The 21,930-nt window shown below is 71.6% G+C and carries 22 protein-coding genes; 8 read left to right on the top strand and 14 right to left on the bottom strand.

The genetic code is table 11. From position 1 onward, the window contains the following. Positions 1–2: 2 nt before the first annotated feature. Positions 3–1,508, top strand: coding sequence for an acetaldehyde dehydrogenase ExaC (gene exaC, locus OG403_RS05690; protein ID WP_329561946.1), 1,506 nt, complete (start codon positions 3–5; stop codon positions 1,506–1,508). After that, a complete protein-coding gene (locus tag OG403_RS05695; protein ID WP_329561948.1) occupies positions 1,508–1,906 on the top strand; it encodes a DUF779 domain-containing protein in 399 nt (132 codons plus the stop codon). Before exaC ends, OG403_RS05695 begins: the two co-directional genes overlap by 1 nt. Here OG403_RS05695 and OG403_RS05700 read toward each other — a convergent pair. Continuing rightward, positions 1,903–3,126, bottom strand: a complete 1,224-nt coding sequence (locus OG403_RS05700) for a serine hydrolase domain-containing protein (protein ID WP_329561950.1) — start codon at positions 3,124–3,126, stop codon at positions 1,903–1,905. The two genes, OG403_RS05695 and OG403_RS05700, sit on opposite strands and share 4 nt — an antisense overlap. 80 nt (positions 3,127–3,206) lie before the next feature. Between OG403_RS05700 and OG403_RS05705 the strand changes: the two genes are divergently transcribed. Further along, positions 3,207–3,719, top strand: coding sequence for an NUDIX domain-containing protein (locus tag OG403_RS05705; RefSeq protein WP_329561952.1), 513 nt, complete (start codon positions 3,207–3,209; stop codon positions 3,717–3,719). On the opposite strand, the gene OG403_RS05710 is transcribed toward OG403_RS05705, so the two are convergent. Together OG403_RS05710 and OG403_RS05715 are read right to left on the bottom strand one after the other, a co-directional pair. Beyond that, complete coding sequence (locus OG403_RS05710) at positions 3,646–4,362, bottom strand: cytochrome b/b6 domain-containing protein (protein ID WP_329561954.1); 717 nt, start codon at positions 4,360–4,362, stop codon at positions 3,646–3,648. The two genes, OG403_RS05705 and OG403_RS05710, sit on opposite strands and share 74 nt — an antisense overlap. Continuing rightward, positions 4,346–5,011, bottom strand: a complete 666-nt coding sequence (locus OG403_RS05715; protein WP_329572119.1) for a molybdopterin-dependent oxidoreductase — start codon at positions 5,009–5,011, stop codon at positions 4,346–4,348. The genes OG403_RS05710 and OG403_RS05715 overlap by 17 nt, the downstream gene beginning before the upstream one ends. A 169-nt stretch (positions 5,012–5,180) precedes the next feature. Between OG403_RS05715 and OG403_RS05720 the strand changes: the two genes are divergently transcribed. Both OG403_RS05720 and OG403_RS05725 read left to right on the top strand, forming a co-directional pair. After that, a complete protein-coding gene (locus OG403_RS05720; protein ID WP_329561956.1) occupies positions 5,181–5,996 on the top strand; it encodes a TetR/AcrR family transcriptional regulator in 816 nt (271 codons plus the stop codon). Positions 5,997–6,079: 83 nt separating this feature from the next. Further along, positions 6,080–7,639: a hypothetical protein gene (locus OG403_RS05725; RefSeq protein WP_329561958.1), complete on the top strand. Its 1,560-nt coding sequence runs from the start codon at positions 6,080–6,082 to the stop codon at positions 7,637–7,639. A 137-nt stretch (positions 7,640–7,776) separates the two neighbouring features. Here OG403_RS05725 and OG403_RS05730 read toward each other — a convergent pair whose 3' ends face one another. Continuing rightward, the gene (locus OG403_RS05730) at positions 7,777–8,682 is read right to left on the bottom strand and encodes a LysR family transcriptional regulator (RefSeq protein ID WP_329561960.1); all 906 of its coding nucleotides are present in this window, start codon (positions 8,680–8,682) and stop codon (positions 7,777–7,779) included. Positions 8,683–8,755: 73 nt separating this feature from the next. Continuing rightward, on the bottom strand, positions 8,756–9,013 hold the full coding sequence (locus OG403_RS05735; RefSeq protein WP_329561962.1) for a LapA family protein: 258 nt from the start codon (positions 9,011–9,013) through the stop codon (positions 8,756–8,758). Between the two features lie 197 nt (positions 9,014–9,210). Here OG403_RS05735 and OG403_RS05740 point away from each other — a divergent pair, with 197 nt between their 5' ends. Further along, positions 9,211–10,065, top strand: coding sequence for an aldo/keto reductase (locus OG403_RS05740; RefSeq protein WP_329561964.1), 855 nt, complete (start codon positions 9,211–9,213; stop codon positions 10,063–10,065). Between the two features lie 111 nt (positions 10,066–10,176). On the opposite strand, the gene OG403_RS05745 is transcribed toward OG403_RS05740, so the two are convergent. Beyond that, positions 10,177–10,962 carry a MarR family winged helix-turn-helix transcriptional regulator gene (locus tag OG403_RS05745; protein WP_329561965.1) on the bottom strand — a complete coding sequence of 262 codons (786 nt, stop codon included), beginning with the start codon at positions 10,960–10,962 and terminating at the stop codon, positions 10,177–10,179. Between the two features lie 485 nt (positions 10,963–11,447). Here OG403_RS05745 and fabG point away from each other — a divergent pair, with 485 nt between their 5' ends. After that, positions 11,448–12,215, top strand: a complete 768-nt coding sequence (gene fabG / locus OG403_RS05750) for a 3-oxoacyl-ACP reductase FabG (protein WP_329561966.1) — start codon at positions 11,448–11,450, stop codon at positions 12,213–12,215. A 328-nt stretch (positions 12,216–12,543) separates the two neighbouring features. Here the strand turns inward: fabG and OG403_RS05755 are convergent, their stop codons facing one another. Further along, entirely contained in the window at positions 12,544–12,762 is a 219-nt protein-coding gene (locus OG403_RS05755) for a hypothetical protein (protein WP_329561968.1), read from the bottom strand. A gap of 67 nt (positions 12,763–12,829) precedes the next feature. Further along, a complete protein-coding gene (locus tag OG403_RS05760) occupies positions 12,830–13,078 on the bottom strand; it encodes a hypothetical protein (RefSeq protein ID WP_329561969.1) in 249 nt (82 codons plus the stop codon). Positions 13,079–13,197: 119 nt separating this feature from the next. On the opposite strand from OG403_RS05760, the gene OG403_RS05765 reads away from it, so the two are divergent. Further along, the gene (locus tag OG403_RS05765) at positions 13,198–13,473 is read left to right on the top strand and encodes a DUF6343 family protein (protein WP_329561970.1); all 276 of its coding nucleotides are present in this window, start codon (positions 13,198–13,200) and stop codon (positions 13,471–13,473) included. A 7-nt stretch (positions 13,474–13,480) separates the two neighbouring features. On the opposite strand, the gene OG403_RS05770 is transcribed toward OG403_RS05765, so the two are convergent. The 6 genes from OG403_RS05770 to shc all read right to left on the bottom strand — a co-directional run bounded on the left by OG403_RS05770 (position 13,481) and on the right by shc (position 21,926). Further along, complete coding sequence (locus OG403_RS05770; protein WP_329561972.1) at positions 13,481–14,896, bottom strand: aspartate aminotransferase family protein; 1,416 nt, start codon at positions 14,894–14,896, stop codon at positions 13,481–13,483. Beyond that, positions 14,886–16,808, bottom strand: coding sequence for a 1-deoxy-D-xylulose-5-phosphate synthase (gene dxs / locus OG403_RS05775; RefSeq protein WP_329561973.1), 1,923 nt, complete (start codon positions 16,806–16,808; stop codon positions 14,886–14,888). The genes OG403_RS05770 and dxs overlap by 11 nt, the downstream gene beginning before the upstream one ends. 63 nt (positions 16,809–16,871) lie before the next feature. Then, the gene (gene ispG, locus OG403_RS05780) at positions 16,872–18,032 is read right to left on the bottom strand and encodes a flavodoxin-dependent (E)-4-hydroxy-3-methylbut-2-enyl-diphosphate synthase (protein ID WP_329561975.1); all 1,161 of its coding nucleotides are present in this window, start codon (positions 18,030–18,032) and stop codon (positions 16,872–16,874) included. An 86-nt stretch (positions 18,033–18,118) separates the two neighbouring features. After that, positions 18,119–19,138, bottom strand: coding sequence for an adenosyl-hopene transferase HpnH (gene hpnH, locus OG403_RS05785; protein ID WP_329561977.1), 1,020 nt, complete (start codon positions 19,136–19,138; stop codon positions 18,119–18,121). A 2-nt stretch (positions 19,139–19,140) separates the two neighbouring features. Next, on the bottom strand, positions 19,141–19,848 hold the full coding sequence (locus OG403_RS05790) for a phosphorylase family protein (protein WP_329561978.1): 708 nt from the start codon (positions 19,846–19,848) through the stop codon (positions 19,141–19,143). Continuing rightward, on the bottom strand, positions 19,845–21,926 hold the full coding sequence (gene shc, locus OG403_RS05795) for a squalene--hopene cyclase (protein ID WP_329561980.1): 2,082 nt from the start codon (positions 21,924–21,926) through the stop codon (positions 19,845–19,847). Before shc ends, OG403_RS05790 begins: the two co-directional genes overlap by 4 nt. Between the last annotated feature and the right edge of the window lie 4 nt (positions 21,927–21,930).

Consider the following 21,930-nt stretch of genomic DNA (forward strand, 5'->3'; position numbering starts at 1 on the left):
ACTTGACGATCTATCAGCCGCCGACCAGCTTCAAGTCCCGCTACGAGAACTGGATCGGGGGCGCCTGGGTGCCCCCGGTCCGCGGGCAGTACTTCGCGAACCCGACGCCGGTCACCGGCCAGGTCTTCTGCGAGGTGGCCCGCTCCACCGCCGCCGACATCGAGCTGGCCCTGGACGCGGCGCACGCCGCCGCGCCCGCCTTCGGCCGCACCTCCCCCGCCGACCGCGCCCAGCTGCTGAACGCGATAGCCGACCGGATGGCGGCCAACCTGGAGCTCCTGGCGATCGCCGAGAGCTGGGAGAACGGCAAGCCGGTGCGCGAGGCGCTGGCCGCGGACATCCCGCTGGCCATCGATCACCTGCGCTACTTCGCGGGCGCGATCCGGGCCCAGGAGGGCGGCCTCTCGCAGATCGACGAGGACACCGTCGCCTACCACTTCCACGAGCCGCTGGGCGTGGTCGGCCAGATCATCCCGTGGAACTTCCCGATCCTGATGGCGATCTGGAAGCTCGCCCCGGCCCTGGCGGCCGGCAACGCGGTGGTGCTCAAGCCCGCCGAGCAGACCCCCGCCTCGATCCTGGTGCTGATCGAACTGATCGCCGACCTGCTGCCGCCCGGTGTGCTGAACGTGGTCAACGGCTTCGGCGTCGAGGCCGGCAAGCCGCTGGCCGCCAGCAGCCGGATCCGCAAGATCGCCTTCACCGGCGAGACCACCACCGGCCGCCTGATCATGCAGTACGCCAGCGCCAACCTGATCCCGGTCAGCCTGGAGCTGGGCGGCAAGAGCCCCAACCTCTTCTTCGCCGACGTGGCGGCCGAGCGGGACGCCTTCTACGACAAGGCACTCGAGGGCTTCACCATGTTCGCCCTGAACCAGGGCGAGGTCTGCACCTGTCCCAGCCGGGCGCTGATCCAGTCCTCGATCTACGACCGGTTCCTCGGCGACGGCCTGGAGCGGGTGCGGGCGATCAAGCAGGGCAACCCGCTGGACACCGAGACCATGGTCGGCGCGCAGGCCAGCAACGACCAGCTGGAGAAGATCCTCTCCTACATCGACATCGGGCAGGCCGAGGGCGCCAAGCTGCTGGCCGGCGGCGAACGGGTCGACCTGGGCGGCGAGTTGGCCGGTGGGTACTACGTGGCGCCGACCGTCTTCGAGGGTGACAACGGGATGCGGATCTTCCAGGAGGAGATCTTCGGCCCGGTGGTCGCGGTGGCCCGCTTCGACGGCTTCGAGGACGCCATCCAGATCGCCAACGACACGCTCTACGGGCTCGGCGCGGGCGTCTGGAGCCGGGACGGCTCGACCGCCTACCGGGCCGGGCGGGCGATCCAGGCGGGGCGGGTCTGGACCAACGCCTACCACCTCTACCCGGCGCACAGTGCCTTCGGCGGGTACAAGAACTCCGGCATCGGCCGGGAGAACCACCAGATGATGCTGGAGCACTACCAGCAGACCAAGAACCTGCTGGTCAGCTACTCGCCCCAGGCGCTGGGCTTCTTCTGATGCCCAGGGTCGCGGTGACCGAGGCGGCCGCCGGGCTGCTGCGCGAGCTGACGGCCGAGCACGGCCCGCTGATGTTCCACCAGTCGGGCGGCTGCTGCGACGGTTCGGCCCCGATGTGCTACCCCGCCGGGGAGTTCATCACCTCGGCGAGCGATGTGCGGCTCGGCGACCTGGCGGTCGACGGGCTCGCCGAGCCGGTCGGGGTCTGGATGGCGCGCGACCAGTTCGCCTACTGGTCGCACACCCACCTGACCATCGACGTGGTGCCCGGACGGGGCAGCGGCTTCTCGCTGGAGGCCCCGACCGGGCAGCGGTTCCTGACCCGCTCGCGGCTGCTGACCGACGCGGAGGTGGCCGAGCAGGAGGCGGCCGAGGGGGAACTGGCCGAGGATGGCTAGGGTCTGGTGGGCAAGCACCCCCGCAACGCCGTGATCAACCCCCGGGAGCGGATGTCGCCGGTCACCCCCGGCTGCATGCCGCAGGTGACGTAGCCGAAGCCGATCCCCAGCTCCGGATCGGCGAAGCCGAGCGCGCCGCCGCGCCCGGGGTGCCCGAAGGCCGCCGGTGAGGACATCGGCGAGGTCGAGCTGTGCCGGAAGAAGCCGTGCCCGAACCGGGAGTTGACGATCAGCACCCGGTCCGGGCCGTCCGCGGCCGGGCCGACCGCCTCGGCCAGCGTCTCGGGCGTGAAGAGCGCCGGCAGCGCCTGCCCGGGCGGGCCGTCGGGCCGGTCGGCCACGCCGATCAGCGCCGCGTAGAAGCGGGCCACCGCGCGGGCCGTGCCGATCCCGTTGGCGCCGGGGATCTCGGCGGCCTGCGCGGCCGGGTCGTTCAGGTCCAACGCGGGACGGACGGCGCCGAAGGCCCGCGCGGTCAGCGAGGCCGGGTCCTGGTAGGCAGCGGTCACCGAGCGCTTGGGCCGCAGCCGCAGCCCGCCCGCCGGAGCGGCCGGCGCCGGAGCCGGCAGGTCGACCAGCCGGCCCACCCGGGGCGCGACCGCGGCCGGCAGCCCGATCCACAGGTCCAGTCCGAGCGGCCCGGCTATCTCCTCGGCGAAGTAGCGGCCCACCGTGCGTCCGCTCGCCCGGCGCACCACCTCGCCGACCAGCCAGCCGAAGGTGTACGGGTGGTAGCCGTGCGCGCTGCCCGGCTCCCAGGCCGGCGCCTGGGCGGCGACCGCGGCCACCGCCGGCTCCCAGGCCAGCACGTCCTCCACCCGCAGCGGTTCGTCCAGGGCCGGCAGCCCGGCCCGGTGCGAGAGCAGCCAGCGCACCGGGATCCGCTCCTTGCCCGCCGCCTTGAACTCGGGCCAGTACTCGGCCACCGGCGCGTCCAGGTCCAGCTGCCCGCGCTGGACCAGCAGCAGCGCGGCGGCCGCCGTGCACCCCTTGGTCACCGACCGCAGCACCTGCGCGGCGTCCGCCGTCCAGGCCACCGCCGGCGCCGGACGGCCGCCGACCTCCGGCCGGGCGTCGCCGCCCCACAGGTCCACCACCTTGCGCCCGCGCAGGTAGACCGTGCAGGCCGCGCCCAGCTCGCCGTAGTCGCGGAAGTTGCGCGCGAAGGCCTCCCGAACCGGCTCGTAGCCCTCGGCCGTCTCGCCCCAGATCTCCACCACGGTGCTGCCTCGCCAGTCTCGCTCGGATCTTCCCCCCGCACCTTAGACCGCGCCTCGGACCGACCCTTAGTCTGATCGTCATGAGCAACCCCAGCGAGGAACTCCTTGACGTGGTCGACGCGAACGACCAGGTGATCCGCGTCGCCCCGCGCGGCGAGGTCTACCGCGACCGGCTGACCCACCGCTGCGTGATGATCCTGGTCCGCGACGCCGAGGGGCGGATCTTCACCCACCGCCGCTCGGCCGACAAGCTCTTCGCCCCCGGTGCCTACGACGTCTTCGTGGGCGGCGTGGTCGGTACCGGCGAGAGCTACGCCGAGGCGGCCGTGCGGGAGGCCGAGGAGGAGCTCGGGGTGCGCGGGATCAGCACCGAGCCGCTGTTCCGCTTCCTCTTCGAGGAACCGGGCTACTCCTGGTTCTGCGACGTCCACCAGGCCCGCTGGACCGGCCCGGTGGAGCCGCAGGCGGCGGAGATCGACTGGCACGACTGGCTCACCGAGGCCGAGGTCGCCGAGCGGCTCAGCGCCGGCCGGTGGCAGTTCGTCCCCGACGGCCGCGAGGCCTACCGCCGCTACCTGCTCCGGCGTCGCTGACCCCGGTCGGGTCGCCCTCCTCCTCGGCGGGCTCCCACTCGGGGTGCTCCCGCGCGGCCCAGTCGGGGTCCACCCACCCGGTGCGCATGCCGCGCCGGGCCTCCGGGTCGCCCAGCGCCATGTAGAGGTGGCCCGCGACCACCACACCGATGGCGAGCGCCAGCCAGTCGTGCACGAAGGTCGCCCCCGTGCGCCAGGCCAGCGGCGCGAGGTGGGTGAACCACATCAGCAGACCGGTACCGAGCATCACCAGGGTGGCGCCCGCGATCCAGCTCGCGAAGAGCTTCTGACCGGCGTTGAACTTGCCCGCCCGGCGGCGGCGGAACGAGCGGCGCAGCGCGGCCTTGAGCCAGGCCCCATCACCGGGCAGGAAGCGGTTCAGCCGGCCCAGGTCGCGGCGCAGCGCCCGGGAGCCGAGGCCGAGCAGCAGCGGCACCGGCAGCAGCACCCCCGACCACTCGTGCACCACCTCCACCAGCCGGCGCCGGCCGACCAGCTCGGCCAGCTGCGGCAGGTAGAGGCAGGCGGCGGTGGCGATGCAGACCAGCATCAGCGTCGCGGTGCAGCGGTGCACCCAGCGCTCGGCCCGGGTGAACCGGGGCAGCCGGCGGTCGGCCGCGGGGTGGTCAGCTGGTCGGGGCATCGTCGCGCCCGTTGGACTTGCCGACCCAGGCGTCGACGTCATACCCGTAGTTCTCCCAGTAACCGGCCTCGACGGTGGGGGTGACGCTGATCCCGGAGAGCCACTTGGCGGACTTGTAGAAGTACATCGGCGCCACGTACAGCCGCACCGGCCCGCCGTGGTCGTGGGTCACCGGCTTGTCCTGCATCTTCAGCGCCACCAGCACGTCGTCACGGCGCGCCTGGTCCAGCGTGAGGCTCTCGGTGTAGCTGCCGTCGAAGCAGGTGAAGTGCACGGCGGTGCCGCCCTGGCGCACCCCGGCCGCCTCCAGCAGGTCGGCGAGCCGGACCCCCTCGAACGGCGTCTTGGGCACCCGCCAGCCGGTCACGCACTGCACGTCGTGCACGATCCGGACCTGCGGCATCGCCTGCAGGTCGGCCAGCGTGTAGCTGGCTGGGTGGTCCACCAGGCCGTCGACGGTCAGCCGGTAGTCGGCCGCCGACTTGGCCGGCACCGGACCGGTCACCGAGTAGTACTCGAAGCCGCCGCTGTCCGGCAGCAGGGCGGTCAGCCCGGTCGGGTCCTTCGCCGCGATGCCGGCGAGCAGCGAGTTGACCGTCTGCGAGAGCGCGGGCCCGGCGGCGACACCGGCGGCGCCCAGGCCGAGCATCCCGAGCAGCACGCGTCGGCCGACCGGCGTGCCAGGAGTCGGAGGATTGTCGTTCACCGGACCAATTGTCCTCGTCCGCACCGGTTCACGGACAGGGGCCGAGCCCGGATGTCAGACTTTCGTCATCTCGACGATCACGGCGGCCGGACGGCTGGGTAGGGTGACGGCCATGTCCCCGTCCTCCGCGAAGCCGGCCGCCGAGCCAGCCGCGCCAAAAGTGGCCAAGGCAGCCAAGGCGGCCAAGGCCCAGCCGCGGCGGCGGCTGAGCGTCGACGAGCGGCGCGAGCAGTTGATCGCCGTCGCGCTCGAGCTGTTCAGCGCGCGGGCGCCGGAGGAGGTGTCGATCGACGACATCGCGGTGGCGGCGGGCGCCTCCCGGCCGCTGGTGTACCACTACTTCCCGGGCAAGCAGGCGATCTACGAGGAGTCGCTGCGCCGGGCCGGGCAGGAGCTGGCCGGGCGCTTCGAGGAGCCCGCCGCCGGCCCGCTCTCCGAGCGGCTGGCCCGGGTGATGGACCGCTACCTGGACTTCGTGGCCGAGCACGGCCCCGGCTTCGCCGCCCTACTGCGCGGCGGCTCGGTGGCGGCCAGCCCGGGGACCAACGCGGTGATCGACGAGGTGCGGCAGGCCGCGCACGACCAGATCCTCGCCCACCTGGCGCTGCCCGACCCGAGCCCGGCCCTGCGGCTGACCGTCCGGGCCTGGATCGCCAACGCCGAGATCAGCTCGCTCGCCTGGCTCGCCGAGCGGCAGCAGCAGCCGCGCGAGGAGGTCCGGCTCCGTCTGGTCCAGGACTTCGTGGCGGCGCTGGTGGTCACCGCCGCCCGCGAACCGGAGCTGGCCGCCGTGCTGCCCGCCTACCTGGCCGACGAACGCCCGGACACCCCGACCGGCACCCTGGTCCGCTCGCTGGCCGGCCTGCTGGCCGTCCCGGGCCTGGCCGAGGCGCTGGGCGCCCTGGTCACCGGGGTGGAGCCGGTCTGATACAACAGCGGAGCGGACATATCAGCACAGCGGGACACCACAGCGGAATCAGCACGGGAACGATCGAACGGGGGCTGCGGAGCATGACGCAGGACGGCCAGGGGAGCCTCACCGGGGCGGCGGTGGTGGCAGCCGCCGAGCGGATCTCCGCCTCGCTCGACTCGCTCGCCGAAGCGCTGCTCGGCCCCGACATCACCCGGCACGCGCCCGACACGCTGTTCAGCACCCCGCCCACCCCCGGCGGCCCCACCCTCTTCGACACCTGGCTGACCCGCACCGGCCCCGGCCGACTGGCCCGCCCCGGCCGCGGCACCGTGGTCTCCTGCACCCCGCCGCGGCCGGCCGCCACCAGCGCCGGAACGATCGAGGCGCTGCTGGACCGGTACGACCGGCAGGCCGTGCGCGGCGTGCCCCACGCCCAGCAGGCGGCTGCCTTCCAACTGCCGGTCAGCGCGGAACCCTCGGCCGCCCAACTGCGCCCGGCCTTCGCCGCGCCGCTGGCCGAACTCGCCACCGGACGGCAGACCCTGGCGCCCGCCGAACTGCCCACCGGCCACGGGGTGGAGGTCCGGTTCGCCGTGCCGCCGACCTTCCACGCCCTGACCGTACGCGGCGCCGACCAGGCGGCAGCCGAGCAACTCGGCGAGGTGGCCGAGGAGTTGTTCGCCGCTGCCGACACGCGGGCCCGCCGGGACTGGGCGGTGCCGCACGCCTCGCTGCTGGACGACGGCGCGGCGGCCGACGTCCGGTTCGCCGCCCTGGCGGCGACGCGGATCGACGGACGGCCGAGCAACGCCTCGCTGGTCGTCGCGCTGCACCAGGACCGCACGCCGATCGCCGAACTCGCCGCCGAACTGGCCACCTCGCGCCCGCAGGCCGAGGTGTGGACGGTGATCCTGCCGTCCGGCCCGGCCGTGGTGCTGGTCCAGGGCCGCACCGGCGCGATCCCGGCGCCGCTCACCGAGGACGGCACCCGGCGCTGGGTGGTCTCCTCGGTGGTGCAGGCCTTCCTGCCGCTGCCGGACGGCGCCTCGCTGCTGAGCGTGCAGCTGGGCACGGCGACCGGCGAGGACTGGGAGCTGTACGCCTCGGTCTTCGCGGAGCTGCTGCGCAGCGTGGAGTTCGGCTGGGACGGCGTGACCGCACCGGCGGCCGCCGCTTCGGGGCCGCCGACGTCCTCGGTGATCGCCGTGCCCCCGATGCCGCCGGCTCCCCCGGCTCCCCCGGCCACCCCGCCCGCCCCGGTGCAGGCACCCGAGCCGGCCAGCACCGCCGAGCCGAGGCGCAAGGGCACCCCGGTCAACGTGCCACCGCCGGACTTCGACCCCTTCGCCCCGGCCAACGCCGCCCCGCCGGCGGCCACACCTACGCCTACACCTACGCCCGCCCCCGAGCCGGCCGCCGCCCCGCAGCCGCTCGACCCGTTCGGCACGGTGGTGAAGAACCAGGCCCGCGCCCCCTTCGCCCCGCCCACCGAGCCGGAGCGACCCGGCACCGCCGAGCCGAGGCGCAAGGGCACCCCGGTCAACGTCCCGCCGCCGGACTTCGACCCCTTCGCCCCGGCCGACGCCACCCCGCCGGCGGCCTCCAGCGATCCGTCGGCCGAGCCTCCAGCGCCCGCCGAGGCCGACCCGTTTTCCTAGATCCACGCAGCCGCTGACGGGGCGTCACCGGTCGTTCCCCGCGGGGTCCCCCACTCCCCGTCGACCGCCAGGGCCCCCACCCCTGACGTCCCGTCAGCCGAGCTGCCCGCGCCGGTCGGCGCGGCCCGGGGCGGGTGTCAGCAACCGACCCGGTTGGCCGCCGCCACCCGCAGCCCGTCCAGGACCAGCTCGGTGGCCGGCAGCGGCAGGTGCTCACGCAGCACGTAGGCGCAGACCTGGCGGCGCACGTGCGGCTCCAGGGTCCGTCCGGTCACCTTGCGGTGGTTGAGGAACGAGAGCACCAGCGCGGGCGCCACCGCGAGCCCGACCCCGGCCGCCACCAGGCTCTGCAGCGCCAGGTTGTCGTCGGTGGTGAAGACGATGTCCGGGTCGAAGCCCTCCTCCGCGCAGATGTGCAGGAAGTTGGCCCGGCAGCGCGCGCAGCCGGCGATCCAGCGGGCCTGGGCCAGCTCGGCCAGCCGCACCGCGTGCCGGCGGGCCAACGGATGGCCGACCGGCAGCAGGACCGTCAGCAGATCCTCCATCAGCCGGATCTCCACCAGTTCGGCCGGCAGTTCGGCACGCATCCCCGGGTAGCTGAAGGAGAGCGCGATGTCGCACTCGCCGGCCAGCAGCTTCTGCACCGACTCCGGCGGCTCGGCCTCCAGCAGCTCGACCCGCACCCCCGGGTGCTCGGCCAGCAGCGCGGCCATCGCCTCGGGGATCAGCGTGGCGTTGGCGCTGGGGAAGGCGCAGACCCGCACCCGGCCGGCTCGCAGCCGGGCCAGTGCCTGGAGCTGCTGCTGAGCGGCGCCGAGGCTGCCGAGGATCACCTCGGCGTGCCGGGCCAGCGTCTCGCCCGCCTCGGTGAGCCGCATCCGGCGCCCGTCCCGGATGAAGAGCGCGACGCCGGCCTCGCGCTCCAGCGCGCGGATCTGCTGGGTGACGGCCGGCTGGGTGTAGCCGAGGGAGCGCGCGGCAGCGGTGAACGAGCCGGTGCTGACCACCTCGTGGAAGGTCCGGATATGTCGGGAGTCCAGCATCCGAGAATCATAAGCAGAATTTGGGAGAGATTGACCTGCCCGTAGCTGAGGTGATCTCTGACCCGATGAAACCCTAACGGTTCTCGCGCCGGCCCTTGACGAGGTATCCGAGCACGGCGCCGATCAGCAGCGTGGCGGCGAGCGCGATCCACAGCGGCGCCGTCACGGTGAAGACCCAGAACTGGATCTTCACGTTGTTCAGATTCGCCAGCAGGAACCAGAGCGCGAGCCCGGCCACCACCACACCGGCGATCAGTCGGGTCGGGATACCGGCGATCTCGCTCTGCTTCGCCTTCTGGCCGGCGAACGGGCGCTCCGAGTTCCTGGTCACACGGGCAGTCTGCGCGCCGGGCCGCCGTCACCGGCCGCACTGCGCCGCCGACTGCCCCGGACGGAGTACCAGCACTCCCCCGGGTGGGTGGCCGGACACCGGGTCGGCAGGTGATCCGGGATCTCGGGAACATCGCTGACCCGCCATTGGTTGACCCACCGGCAGAACAGGACAAATCGAAGGGCACACCACAGCTCGTGAGCATCATTCCCACGATCACTCTCAACAATGGCGTCGCGATCCCGCAGCTCGGCTTCGGCGTCTGGCAGGTGCCGGAGGACGAGGCGGCCACCGCCGTGCGCACCGCCATCGAGACGGGCTACCGCAGCATCGACACCGCCGCCATCTACGAGAACGAGGCCGGCACCGGCCTCGGCATCCGGCAGGCCGGCGTACCGCGCGACGAACTGTTCATCACCACCAAGCTGTGGAACAGCGGCACCCGCGACTGGTCCGGCCAGGCCGGCCGCGACGCGGTGCTGACCGAGTTCGACGCCTCGCTCGAGAAGCTCGGCCTGGAGTCCCTCGACCTCTACCTGATCCACTGGCCGCGCCCGATGCACGGCAGCTACGACAACCTCTGGAAGGCCTTCGAGGAACTGCTCGCCTCCGGCCGGGTCAAGGCGGTCGGCGTCTCCAACTTCGGCCAGGCCGAGCTGACCCGCCTCTTCGAGACCAGCTCGATCGTCCCGGCGCTCAACCAGGTCGAGCTGCACCCGCACTTCGCCCAGCGCGAGCTGCGCGCCTTCCACGCCCAGCACGGCATCGCCACCGAGGCGTGGAGCCCGCTGGGCCAGGGCAAGGCCCTGCTCAGCGATCCGACGCTGGCCAAGGTCGCCGCCAAGCACGGGCGGACCGTCGCCCAGGTGGTGCTCCGCTGGCACCTGCAGAGCGGCATCATCGCGATCCCGAAGTCGGTCACCCCGTCCCGGATCGCGGAGAACTTCGCGGTGACCGGCTTCGAACTCGACGCCGAGGACCTCGCCGCGATCGCCGGCATCGAGACCGGTCAGCGCCTCGGCCCCGACCCGGTCACCTTCGACTGGAGCTGATCTAAGTTCGTGACCGTTCAACTGTTGGCTCCCACCGATCCGGCGGGAGCCAACAGTTATGTCGGACGCTCGGAAATTCTCAGATAATTCCCAGGAATTCCGGGCGAATCGTTACGCCACCGGAGCGAGTCGAGCCGCCTTCGCCAGCAGGATCAACGCCTGCTGATGTTCGGTCGGCTCCAACGGTTCGAGCAGCAACTCTTCCACTCGGGCCACTCCGGCAGCAGCGCTGTGCAGCAGCTCCTGACCGGTCGGCGAGAGCGACAGCAGGTTGCGCCGCCCGTCCGAGGGGTCCCGGCGGCGCAGCACCAGACCCCGCCTGACCAGGCGTGAAACCATCTCGGCCATCGTCGCCTTGTCCAGCGAGGCCAGCTCGCCGACCGTCCGCTGGTCGGCCCCCGGCTCGCTCTCCAGCGCGTCGAGGACGGCGAACTGAGGAGCCGTCAACTCCGAGCCGACGTGCTCCGACCAGAGCTTGGTATGGACCTGCTGACCGACCCTGATCAGGTAACCGACCGCGCGCTGGGCGTCCAGCAGCGGACGGCTGTCGCTCAGCGCGGCCACCGCGGCCGGCTCCAACTTGGCTATCTTGGCCAGGAATCGGATCAGTTCGAGCTGCTCATCGCCGGTCAGCGGCTCGAACAGGGTGCGCTGGACGCGCACCACGCCGCCGGTGGCCTCACGGACCGCCTGGGCTCCGTTCTGCGAAAGTGCGAGCAGTTTGCGCCGGCCGTCCGCCGGATCGCGCCGGCGCAGCACCAGGCCACGCCGTACCAGCCGAGCGACCATCTCGGCCATCGTCGCCTTGTCCAGTGAGGCTCGTTCGCCCACCGTGCGCTGGTCAGCGCCTGGTTCGAGGGCGAGGGCGAGCAGCACGGCGAACTGAGGAGCCGTCAATTCGGCTCCCACATGTTCGGACCACAGCCGGGTGTGTACCTGCTGTGCCACGCGAATGAGGTGACCGGGCGACTGCTGCAGTCGACCGGGCACGCGGGTCGTCGGGATCTCCCCCAGCACCATGAATCCGTCCTGATGTCACACCCGGCGCGCTGTGGGACGCCCGGGCGGGGCAGTAGCGGCGTGCTGGCCTCCCCCGGCGCGAATCGAGAACCAACCGCAGTGATTTCGACCCGGATCGAGGGGAGCTCCGCCGTGCAGCCGACGGCTGCTGGCGCACACTATACAAACGGAGTCTGTGTTGCGGCAGGCAGGGGCAGATAGTAGACGGATGTTCACCATACTTGTGGTATTTCGTCCCGCACCGCCGAGTTGAACATCCGCCCGGATCGCGCTCTGGTCCCCTCAACTACTCGCCGGTAGGGTATTCGGCGCAGCGCTCTCAGCACCATTTTTCGTTGAACCGAGAGAGACGAGTAAGAGGCATGACCGAGCAGAGCAGCACGTCCAGGGTCGCGATCGTCACCGGCGCCGCGCGCGGCATCGGCGCCGCCACCGCGCAGCGGCTGGCGGCCGACGGCTACGCCGTCGCCGTGGTCGACCTGGAGGAGTCGGCCGGCAAGGAGACCGTCGAGAAGATCACCGCGGCCGGCGGTCGCGCCCTCGCGGTGGGTGCCGACGTCTCCGACGAGGCCCAGGTCCAGGCCGCCGTGGAGCGGATCGCGGCCGAGTTGGGCACCCCCGTGGTGCTGGTGAACAACGCCGGGGTGCTCCGCGACAACCTGCTCTTCAAGATGTCGGCGGCCGACTGGGACACCGTCATGAACGTCCACCTGCGGGGCGCCTTCCTGATGACCCGCGCGGTGCAGAAGCACATGGTGGACGCCGGCTTCGGCCGGATCGTCAACCTCTCCTCCTCCTCGGCGCAGGGCAACCGCGGCCAGGCCAACTACTCGGCCGCCAAGGCGGGTCTGCAGGGCTTCACCAAGACCCTGGCGATCGAGCTCGGCAAGTTCGGCATCACCGCCAACGCGGTGGCCCCCGGTTTCATCGCCACCGACATGACCGCCGCCACCGCCGCCCGGGTCGGCATGGAGTTCGAGGCCTTCAAGCAGGCCGCGGCCACCCAGATCCCGGTCCAGCGGGTCGGCGTCCCCGAGGACATCGCGCACACCATCTCGTTCCTCGCCAGCGAGGGCGCGGGCTTCGTCAGCGGCCAGGTGATTTACGTCGCCGGTGGACCGCTCGACTAGTCATTCCTACGTAGCGACCCTGGTCACCGCGTCCGCGCGACGGCCAGGGTCGCTACGGTTTCGGAGCACGGGCGACACCGGGTGCGCTCCTCGGGCGCACCCGGCGGGCAGGCGGCGGCAGGGAGCTGAGGAACGCCACCGGTGGGTGACCCGCGAGCAGGACGCCGACCGGCCGTCAGCGCGCTGGTCGTCCCTTCCGCCGTCGGGTCCTCAAGGGTGCCGTGCGACCGTGCCGGAGGCAGCTGCGGACGCCGGACGCGCCGTCAGCGCGCCGGAGCCGCCACCGGGACACCCCGGACCGCGCCCGGCTCGACTGGTACCGCGTCAGCTAGTACTGCTGCAGCGCCCGCAGCCGGGCCGCCTCCGCGACCATGGCGGCCCGCTCGGCCCGCCGTGCCTTACGCGCCTCGTCCGCGCCGACCGGCTCGACCACGTGGAAACAGGCTCCGCAGACGTAGCCGCCCTCCGGCCCCTCGGAGACCGGGGTCCCGCAGTGCGCGCAATACCGGGAGTAGGTGACAGTGGCGACCATGACGACCTCTCGCATCGGTTACGAAGAGTAGGTCCACGGTAGCCGCTCGTTTCAGTGGCAGAAAGAGCGAACTGATGCTCGATCAGACCTCGGCGGGGTGGGTCCCGGCGATCGATCCGGTGCCGTCGCAGGTCCGGCAGGGTTCCTCGCGGTAGGCCTGCTTGCTGCCGTCGGCGGAAACCCGGTACCGGGTGTAGGTGCCGGTCCCGCTGCACAGGAAGCAGTTGCCGCCGCCGTCCCGTTCGGTGGTGCCGGTTCCCTTGCAGGTCCGGCACTGCAGGCCGGCCAGTCGCCCGGTACCGGTGCAGATGGTGCACACCGCGATGCTCACGCCGCTCCCTCCGATCCTCGTGCTCCCGCCAGGAGCCCGAATGCCTCGTTTGCGCAGCCTACCGCCGGAATACCCTTGGACCTGTCCGGGTACCCCGATCCGGACGGAGGTGAGCCGCCATGCGCTATGCCACCACCCCGCGCCGCTGGCGCAGCGGGACCGAACCCCGCTTCGCCCGAAGCGACCTCAAGCTGCGTTTCCTGCTCTCGGTGGTCTTCGTACCGGTCTTCGCGCTGATGACCGCCGCGTTCGCGGTCTTCGCCGCCATGGCGAAGGCGACCAGCGCGCCCTCCCAGAGCACGCTGGTCGCCTTCGCGGCGGTCTGCTTCGCGCTGACCGTCGTCGCCACGATCGACCTCTACGTGGTGATCCGGCGCCGCCGGGTGGAGCTGTAGCGCCGGGCTACCGGTTCCCCACCGCCTGCTTCACCAGCGTCTTGCCGAAGTCCCACATCAGGCCGCTGCCCCGGTGCGCGTCGTCCATCACCTCGCAGAACGCGTCCACGAACCGGTCCACCTCGCGCTCGGTGATGATCAGCGGCGGAATCAGCTTGATCACCTCCAGGTGGTCGCCGGAGACCTGGGTCAGGATCCGGTGCCGCTGCAGCAGCGGAACCACCACCATCTGCGCGAAGAGCCCCTTGCGCGCGGCCTGCAGCGCCGTCCACCCGGTGCGCAGCTTGAGCGAACGGGGCCGGCCGAACTCGATGCCGATCATCAGACCGCGACCGCGCACCTCGGCGAGCAGCTCGTACTTCTCGGTGAGCGCGGCCAGCCGGTCGCGGAACAGGTCGCCGACCCGGCGGGCGTTCTCCACCACCCGCTCGTCCCGCATCACCTGCAGGGTGGCCAGGCCCGCCGCCATCGCCTGGGCGTTGGAGCCGAAGCTGGCCGAGTGCACCAGCACCCGGTCCATCGAGGAGTACACCTTCTCGAAGATCCAGCCCTTGCCCAGGGTGGCGCCGATCGGCACGTAGCCGCCGGAGAGCGCCTTGGCGGCGCAGACCAGGTCGGGCTGGACCCCCTCCTCGTCCTGGTAGGCGAAGAAGGCACCGGTGCGCCCGATGCCGGTCTGCACTTCGTCGCAGATCAGCAGCGCCTTGTTCTCGTGCAGCAGGTCCTGGGCCGCACGCAGCCAGCCGGGCGGGGCGGCGTGCACGCCCTTGCCCTGGATCGGCTCGACGATCAGCGCGGCCACGTCCCCCTTGCGCAGCTCGCGCTGGAGCGCGCCGAGGTCGCCGAGCGGGATCGCGGTGTCGGGCAGCAGCGGCCCGAAGCCCTTGCGGAACCCGCCCTCGCCGTTGATCGAGAGCGATCCGGTGGTCAGCCCGTGGAACGCGTGGTCGCAGTAGAGGATCCGCCCGCGCCCGGTGGCGTACCGGGCGAACTTGATCGCGGTCTCCACCGCCTCGGTCCCGCTGTTGCCGAAGAAGACCCGGTCCAGGCCGGGCGCCTCGGCCAGCAGCCGCTCGGCCAGCAGGCCGGGCAGCGGCGGGCAGTCGAAGCGGGTCAGGTCGGGCAGGTCGAGGTCCATCACCTGCTGGATCGCGTCGCGCACCACCGGGTGGTGGCGGCCGAGCGCGAAGATGCCGAAACCGGCCAGCATGTCCAGGTACTCGTTGCCCTCGGCGTCGTAGAAGTACGGGCCGGCGGCGCGCTCGTAGGTCTTGTCGAAGCCGATGGTGCGCAGCATCCGCGGCAGCTGCGGGTTGAGGTAGCGGCCGTGCAGTTCATACCGCTCGCCGCCGCGCTCGGCGAGCAGGGCGGCAAGGTCGAGGGCACCGTCCGGTCGGTCGGCGGGCACGTGGTCAGCTGGCACGGGGTTCGTTCACTCCTCGGTTCGGTAGCAGGTGCTTGGCGAAGGCGGCGGTCTGGGCGGCGATCCCGGTACCGGTCAGCCCGGCCTCCTCCATGATCTCGCCGCGCCCGGCGTGCTGCAGGAACTCCTGCGGAATTCCCAGGTCGCGCAGCGGGGTGTCGACCTCGGCGTCCCGCAGCGCCTGGGCGATCGCGGCGCCCACCCCGCCGACCCGGCCGTTGTCCTCGACGGTGACCACCAGCTTGTGCCGGGAGGCGAGTTGGACCAGCGCCGGGTCGACCGGCTTGACCCAGCGCGGGTCGACCACGGTGGTGGCCAGGCCGTCGGCGGTGAGCAGCGCGGCGGCGTCCAGGCAGGCGCAGGCCATCGCGCCGACCGAGACCAGCAGCACGTCCTGGCCAGTGCGTCCGGGCACCTGGGTGCGCTGCAACACGTCGACGCCGCCCAGCTGTTCGACAGCCGGCCGGACCGGGGTGACCTCGCCCTTGGGGAAGCGGATCACGGTCGGCGCGTCGGTGACCTCCAGCGCCTCGTGCAGCTGCGCCTTGAGCTGCTCGGCGTCGCGCGGCGCGGCCAGCCGCAGGCCGGGGACCACCTGGAGGATCGACATGTCCCACATGCCGTTGTGCGAGGCGCCGTCGTTCCCGGTGACCCCGGCCCGGTCCAGCACGAAGGTGACGCCGAGCCGGTGCAGCGCCACGTCCATCAGCACCTGGTCGAAGGCCCGGTTCAGGAAGGTCGCGTAGACCGCGACCACCGGGTGCAGGCCCGCGGTGGCCAGACCGGCGGCGCTGGTGACGGCATGCTGCTCGGCGATCCCGACGTCGAAGATCCGGTCCGGGTAGGCCTTGGCGAACGGGGCCAGCCCCACCGGCTGGAGCATCGCGGCGGTGATCGCCACCAGATCGGTGCGCTGCCCGCCGGCGGCCACCATCTCCTCGCCGAAGACCGAGGTCCACGAGGTGCCGCCGGTCGGCGAGATCGGCAGGCAGGTATAGGGGTCCATGGCGCCGACCGCGTGGAAGCGGTCCGCCTCGTCCAGTTCGGCGGGACGGTAGCCGCGGCCCTTGACGGTCAGGCAGTGCACGATCACCGGGCCGCCGAAACCGCGCGCCTTGCGCAGCGCGGACTCCACGGCGGAGATGTCGTGCCCGTCGATCGGGCCGACGTACTTCAGCCCGAGGTCCTCGAACATGCCCTGCGGCGCGAAGGAGTCCTTGAAACCCTTCTTGGCGCCGTGCAGCGCCTCGAAGATCGGCTGGCCGACCACCGGAGTGCGCTGCAGCGCCTCCTTGCCCCAGGTCAGGAAGCGCTCGTAGCCCTGGGTGGTGCGCAGCGTGGCCAGGTGGTTGGCCAGGCCGCCGATGGTCTTGGCATAGGAGCGCTCGTTGTCGTTGACCACGATGACCAGCGGCCGGTCGTCGGCCTCGGCGATGTTGTTGAGCGCCTCCCAGGCCAGCCCACCGGTCAGCGCGCCGTCGCCGATCACCGCGACCGTCTGCCGGTCGCCGCGCCCCTGCAGCTGGTTCGCCTTGGCGATGCCGTCGGCGTAGCCGAGCACGGTCGAGGCGTGCGAGTTCTCGATCACGTCGTGCTCGGACTCGGCCCGGGACGGATAGCCGGAGAGTCCGCCCTTGGCCCGCAGCCGGCTGAAGTCCTGGCGCCCGGTCAGCAGCTTGTGGACGTAGGCCTGGTGCCCGGTGTCCCACAGGATCCGGTCCCGGGGCGACTCGAAGACCCGGTGCAGCGCGATGGAGAGCTCGACCACGCCGAGGTTGGGTCCGAGGTGACCCCCGGTCCGGGAGACGGCCTCGATCAGGAAGTCCCGGATCTCCTGGGCCAGCTGCGGCATCTGGTTGGCCGGCAGTCGCTTCAGATCGGCTGGTCCGTGGATTGAGGACAGGAGTGACATGGCTCCACCTCTTCGCTCGGTGATAAGGGACTTGACGTCATGGAAACGGCGGCGTGGCTGATCTCAGCCTGCCGCGATCACCGCCGGCACGCCTGCCGGGGCGCCTTCGGACTGCATCTGCTCGGCGAGCAGCAGGGCCTCTTCGATCAGGGTCTCGACGATCTTCGACTCGGGGACGGTCTTGATCACCTCGCCCTTGACGAAGATCTGCCCCTTGCCGTTGCCCGAGGCCACCCCCAGGTCCGCCTCGCGCGCCTCACCCGGACCGTTCACCACACAACCCATCACCGCGACCCGCAGCGGCACCTCCATGCCCTCCAGGCCCGCGGTGACCTCCTCCGCCAGCTTGTACACATCCACCTGGGCCCGACCGCAGGACGGACACGAGACGATCTCCAACCCGCGCTGACGCAGGTTCAACGACTCCAGGATCTGGATCCCGACCTTGATCTCCTCCACCGGCGGCGCCGACAGCGACACCCGGATCGTGTCCCCGATCCCCTCCGCCAGCAGCGCACCGAACGCCACCGCCGACTTGATCGTCCCCTGGAACGCCGGCCCCGCCTCCGTCACCCCCAGGTGCAGCGGATAGTCGCAGGCCGCCGCCAACTGCCGGTAGGCGTTGATCATCACCACCGGGTCGTTGTGCTTGACCGAGATCTTGATGTCCCGGAAACCGTGCTCCTCGAACAGCGAGCACTCCCACAGCGCCGACTCCACCAACGCCTCAGGCGTCGCCTTCCCATACTTCTCCAGCAGCCGCTTGTCCAACGACCCGGCGTTCACCCCGATCCGGATCGGCACACCCGCCTGCGAGGCCGCCTTCGCGATCTCACCGACCTTGTCGTCGAACGCCTTGATGTTGCCCGGGTTGACCCGCACCGCCGCACAGCCGGCGTCGATCGCCGCGAACACGTACTTCGGCTGGAAGTGGATGTCCGCGATCACCGGGATCTGCGACTTCCTCGCGATGATCGGCAACGCGTCCGCGTCATCCTGCGAAGGCACCGCCACCCGCACGATCTGACACCCCGAAGCGGTCAGCTGCGCGATCTGCTGCAGCGTCGCGTTCACATCCGAGGTCAGCGTGGTGGTCATCGACTGCACCGACACCGGCGCGTCACCACCCACCGGGACATCACCGACCATGATCTGACGCGAGTGACGCCGCGTCGCGAGCGGCTTGAGCGGCAGCGATGGGATACCGAGCGAGATCGCGGTCATGACTGTTCGCACATCCTTGCTGTCTTGGTCTTGGTGTCATGGTCGGGCCCGGCGCGGGCTCCCGCACGCGCGCCGGGCCCGCCTGCTCAGCGGTTACCGCTCACGGTCTCCCGCATCGCCCGCAGCGACTCCTTGAGCGAGCCCATGGTCGCCAGCACCGCCGTCGGCTCGTACCCGCAGTGCGCCATGCAGTTCTCGCAGCGCGGGTCCTTGCCACGGCCGTACTTGGACCAGTCGGTCTTCTCGATCAGCTCGCGGTAGGTGGGCACGTACCCGTCGGACATCAGGTAGCAGGGACGCTGCCAGCCGAAGAGCGAGTAGTTCGGGATGCCCCACGCGGTGCACTCGAAGTCGACCTTGCCCTCCAGGAAGTCCAGGAAGAGCGGGCTGTGGTTCAGCCGCCACCGGCGGCGGTTGCCACCGGAGAAGGCCTTGCGGAAGAGCTCCCGGGTCTGCTCCACGCCCAGGAAGTGCTCCTGGTCGGGCGCCTTCTCGTAGGCATAGGCCGGGGAGATCATCATCTCCTCGACCTGCAGCTCGTCATTGAGGAAGTCGAGCACCTCGACGATGGTCTGCGGGGTGTCCGTGTTGAAGAAGGTGCTGTTGGTGGTCACCCGGAACCCGCGTCGCTTGGCCTCCTTGATGGCGGCCACCGCCTCGTCGAACGTCCCCTCCTTGGCCACCGACTCATCGTGCCGCTCGCGCAGGCCGTCGATGTGCACCGTGAAGGTGAAGTACGGCGAAGGAGTGAACTTGTCCAATTTCTTCCGCAGCAGCAGTGCGTTTGTGCAGAGGAAGACGTACTTCCGCCGTTCGACCAGCTGACGGACGATCTCGTCGATCTGCGGGTGCATCAGCGGCTCACCGCCGGCGATGGAGACCATCGGCGCACCGGACTCCAGCACCGCGCCGACCGCCTGGGCGACCGGCATCCGCTGCTTGAGCACCCCGGCCGGGTGCTGGATCTTGCCGCAGCCCTCGCAGGCGAGGTTGCAGGCGAAGAGCGGTTCCAGCTCGACGATCAGCGGGAACTTGTCCCGCCGCTTGAGCTTCTGCTGAATGAGATAGGTACTGACCCGCATCGTCTGGCGCAGCGGCATGGCCATGGCTAGCTCGCCTCCTGAGGGAGCGTCGGCAGGGAAGAGTAGGTGACGAGGGACGGCTCTGACGGCTCCGTCGACAGGCGCGGGCGCCGGGGGGCGCCGGCACCGACGGCGGTGCGGTGCCAACCGAGCAGGGCGGGCACCAGGGCCCGCAGGGTGCGAGCCGCGCGCAGTCCGCTGCGCAGCGTCCCGAGGCGGAGCAGTTCGTGCTCGGGTGTGTCGACCACCACCCGGACCGCCGCCACCGGCAGGCCGGCGGGCAGCGCCTCGAGCACGGCCGCGGACTCCATGTCCACGGCGAGCATCCCGCGGCCGTGCAGCGCGCGGCGCTGGTGGCCGCGGACCACGTGGTCGGCGGAGTACAGCGGGCCGGTGCGCACCGGCAGGCCCAGGCCGGTCACGGCCTGGGCGAGGGCATCGGGCGACCGGGTAGCAGTCGAACATCCCGAAGCGGAGTGCACTCTGTCGGCAATAATCACCTCACCGGGGCTTGTTCCCGGCGCGGTGGCGGCGCAGAATCCGGTCATCAGGACCGCGCCGTACCCCTGGGGGGCGGCCGCCAGCAGGGTGCTGATGGTCCGCCCGGCCCGGGCGGGGCCCATGCCGGTGCGGGCGAGCACCGGCGGACCGTCGAGCGCATTCGCCCAGTCGCCACCGCGCAGCGCCCACTCCTCCGGGGCCAGCGCGCACAGGACCAGGAGTGGAGCACTCATGTCAGCCTCCCCAACGCGGGATTGCCGTGCAGGTAGCGGCCGAGCGCGGTGACCGGGAAGACCAGTCGGTAGAGGTGGTAGTTGATCGAGAAGTCCCACGGGAACCCGGTCCCGGTGAACTGCGGCTCGTCCCAGCTGCCGGAGGGCAGTTGAGTGGCCGCCAGCCAGCGCACGCCGCGTTCGACGGCCGCGCTGCCACCACCCCCCGCGGGGGCGAACCGCCCGCCGGGGCCTTCGCCGGCCGACAGCAGCGCCATCAGCGCCCAGGCGGTCTGCGAGGCGGTGGACTCGCCGCGCCCGGACCAGTTCTCCGGGTCCTCGTAGGAGCGCATGTCCTCGCCCCAGCCGCCGTCCGGGTTCTGCCTCTCCTCCAGCCAGCGCACCGCACGGCGGATCGCCGGGTCGGACTCGGGCACCCCGGCGGCGACCAGGGCCGGCACCACCGAGCCGGTGCCGTAGATGTAGTTGGTCCCCCAGCGGCCGAACCAGGAACCCTCGGCCTCCTGGTTGCGCAGCAGCCACCCGACGCCCCTTCTGGTGCGCGGGTCGTCCGCCTTGCCGACCTCGGCGAGCATCTCCACCACATGGGCGGTCACGTCGGCCGACGGCGGATCGACCACCTCGCCGAAGTCGCAGAACGGCAGCTTGTTCGGCAGCGTGCTGGTGTTGTCGACGTCGAAGGCACCCCAGGCGCCGTTCTTGGACTGCATGCCGAGGTTCCACTCGACGCCCCGGTGGACCGCGCCGCCCACCCGCTCGGGCTCGGGATGACGCACCCGGCGCAGCGCCAGCACCACCTCGGCGGTGTCGTCGATGTCCGGGTAGGTGTCGTTGTGGAACTCGAACGCCCAACCGCCGGGGGCGAGCTGAGGACGCTGGACGGACCAGTCGCCCTTGGTGGTGATCTCCTCTTCGAGCATCCAGTCGGTGGCCTTGATCAGCGCCGGGTGGTCGGCCGGCAGCCCGGCGTCGACCAGCGCGATGGTGGCCAGGCAGGTGTCCCAGACCGGGGACTGACAGGCCTCCAGCCAGCGCTTGCCGTCCTCGGTGTGCACGGTGAAGCGTTCGAAGGCGGCCAGACCCGTCCGCATGACGGGGTGGTCCAGCTCGTAGCCGAGCAGGTGCAGGGCGATCAGCGAGTAGACGGCGGGCGGCTGGATCCCGCCCCAGCAGCCGTCCGCCTCCTGCCGCTCGACGATCCAGCGGCCCGCCTGGGTGAGCGCGAGGCGGCGCAGTGGGCGCACCGCGCGCTTGTGGTAGGCGTGCAGCACCAGGTCCAGCCGCTCGAAGAGGCCGTCCCAGCTGGCCGGCGGTGCGAGCGGGCGCAGCGGGAAGGGGTTGGCCGGATCGGTGTGCAACTCGGTCAGGTCGAACGGCCCGGGTCTGACCGGGCGGTGGGCGGAGACCACGGTGAGCGGCACGATGGTCTGCCGGGCCCAGCAGCCGAAGGCGTAGATGTTCAGCGGCAGCCACTTGGGCAGGAACATGATCTCCGGTGGCATCTCCGGCAAACGCTCCCACGGCCACCAGCCGAAGAGCGCGAGCCAGATCCGGGTGAAGACCCGGGTCGCGGCGATACCGCCCTGGGCACGGACGTATTCGGCGGCGGCGCGCATGTGCGGCGCGTCGATCCCGTCACCGGCCAGCCGCAGCGCGACATAGGCCTCGACCGTGGTGGAGATCTCCGGCGGGCCACCGTGGAAGGTCCCCCAGGTGCCGTCCGCGCGCTGCTGTGAGCGGATCCACTCGGCGGTCGCCGCGGTCTGCTCCACCGTTCTGATGCCCAGGAACTGGCGGAGTAACAGGTCCTCCGCGTCCATGGTGACGTTGGTCTCCAGGTCCCCCTTCCACCAGCCTTCGGCGTCCTGCAAGGACAGCAGGTGCGCGGTGGCCCGGCGCAGGCTGTCCTCGATCTCCGCGCGTTCCACCGGTGTGTGCGCGGGTGGCTCGCCGATGAGCTCGACGCCCTCCCCAGCCACCTGCCACGGCCCACCCATCGGGTCGGGCGGCCGCTCATCCACCGCGACCGGCTCGGAATCGTACTCAGGGTCGAGCCGGCCGTCCGCGGTTGCTGTCAACTTG

This window comes from Kitasatospora sp. NBC_01266, assembly GCF_036242395.1.
Taxonomy (GTDB): domain Bacteria; phylum Actinomycetota; class Actinomycetes; order Streptomycetales; family Streptomycetaceae; genus Kitasatospora.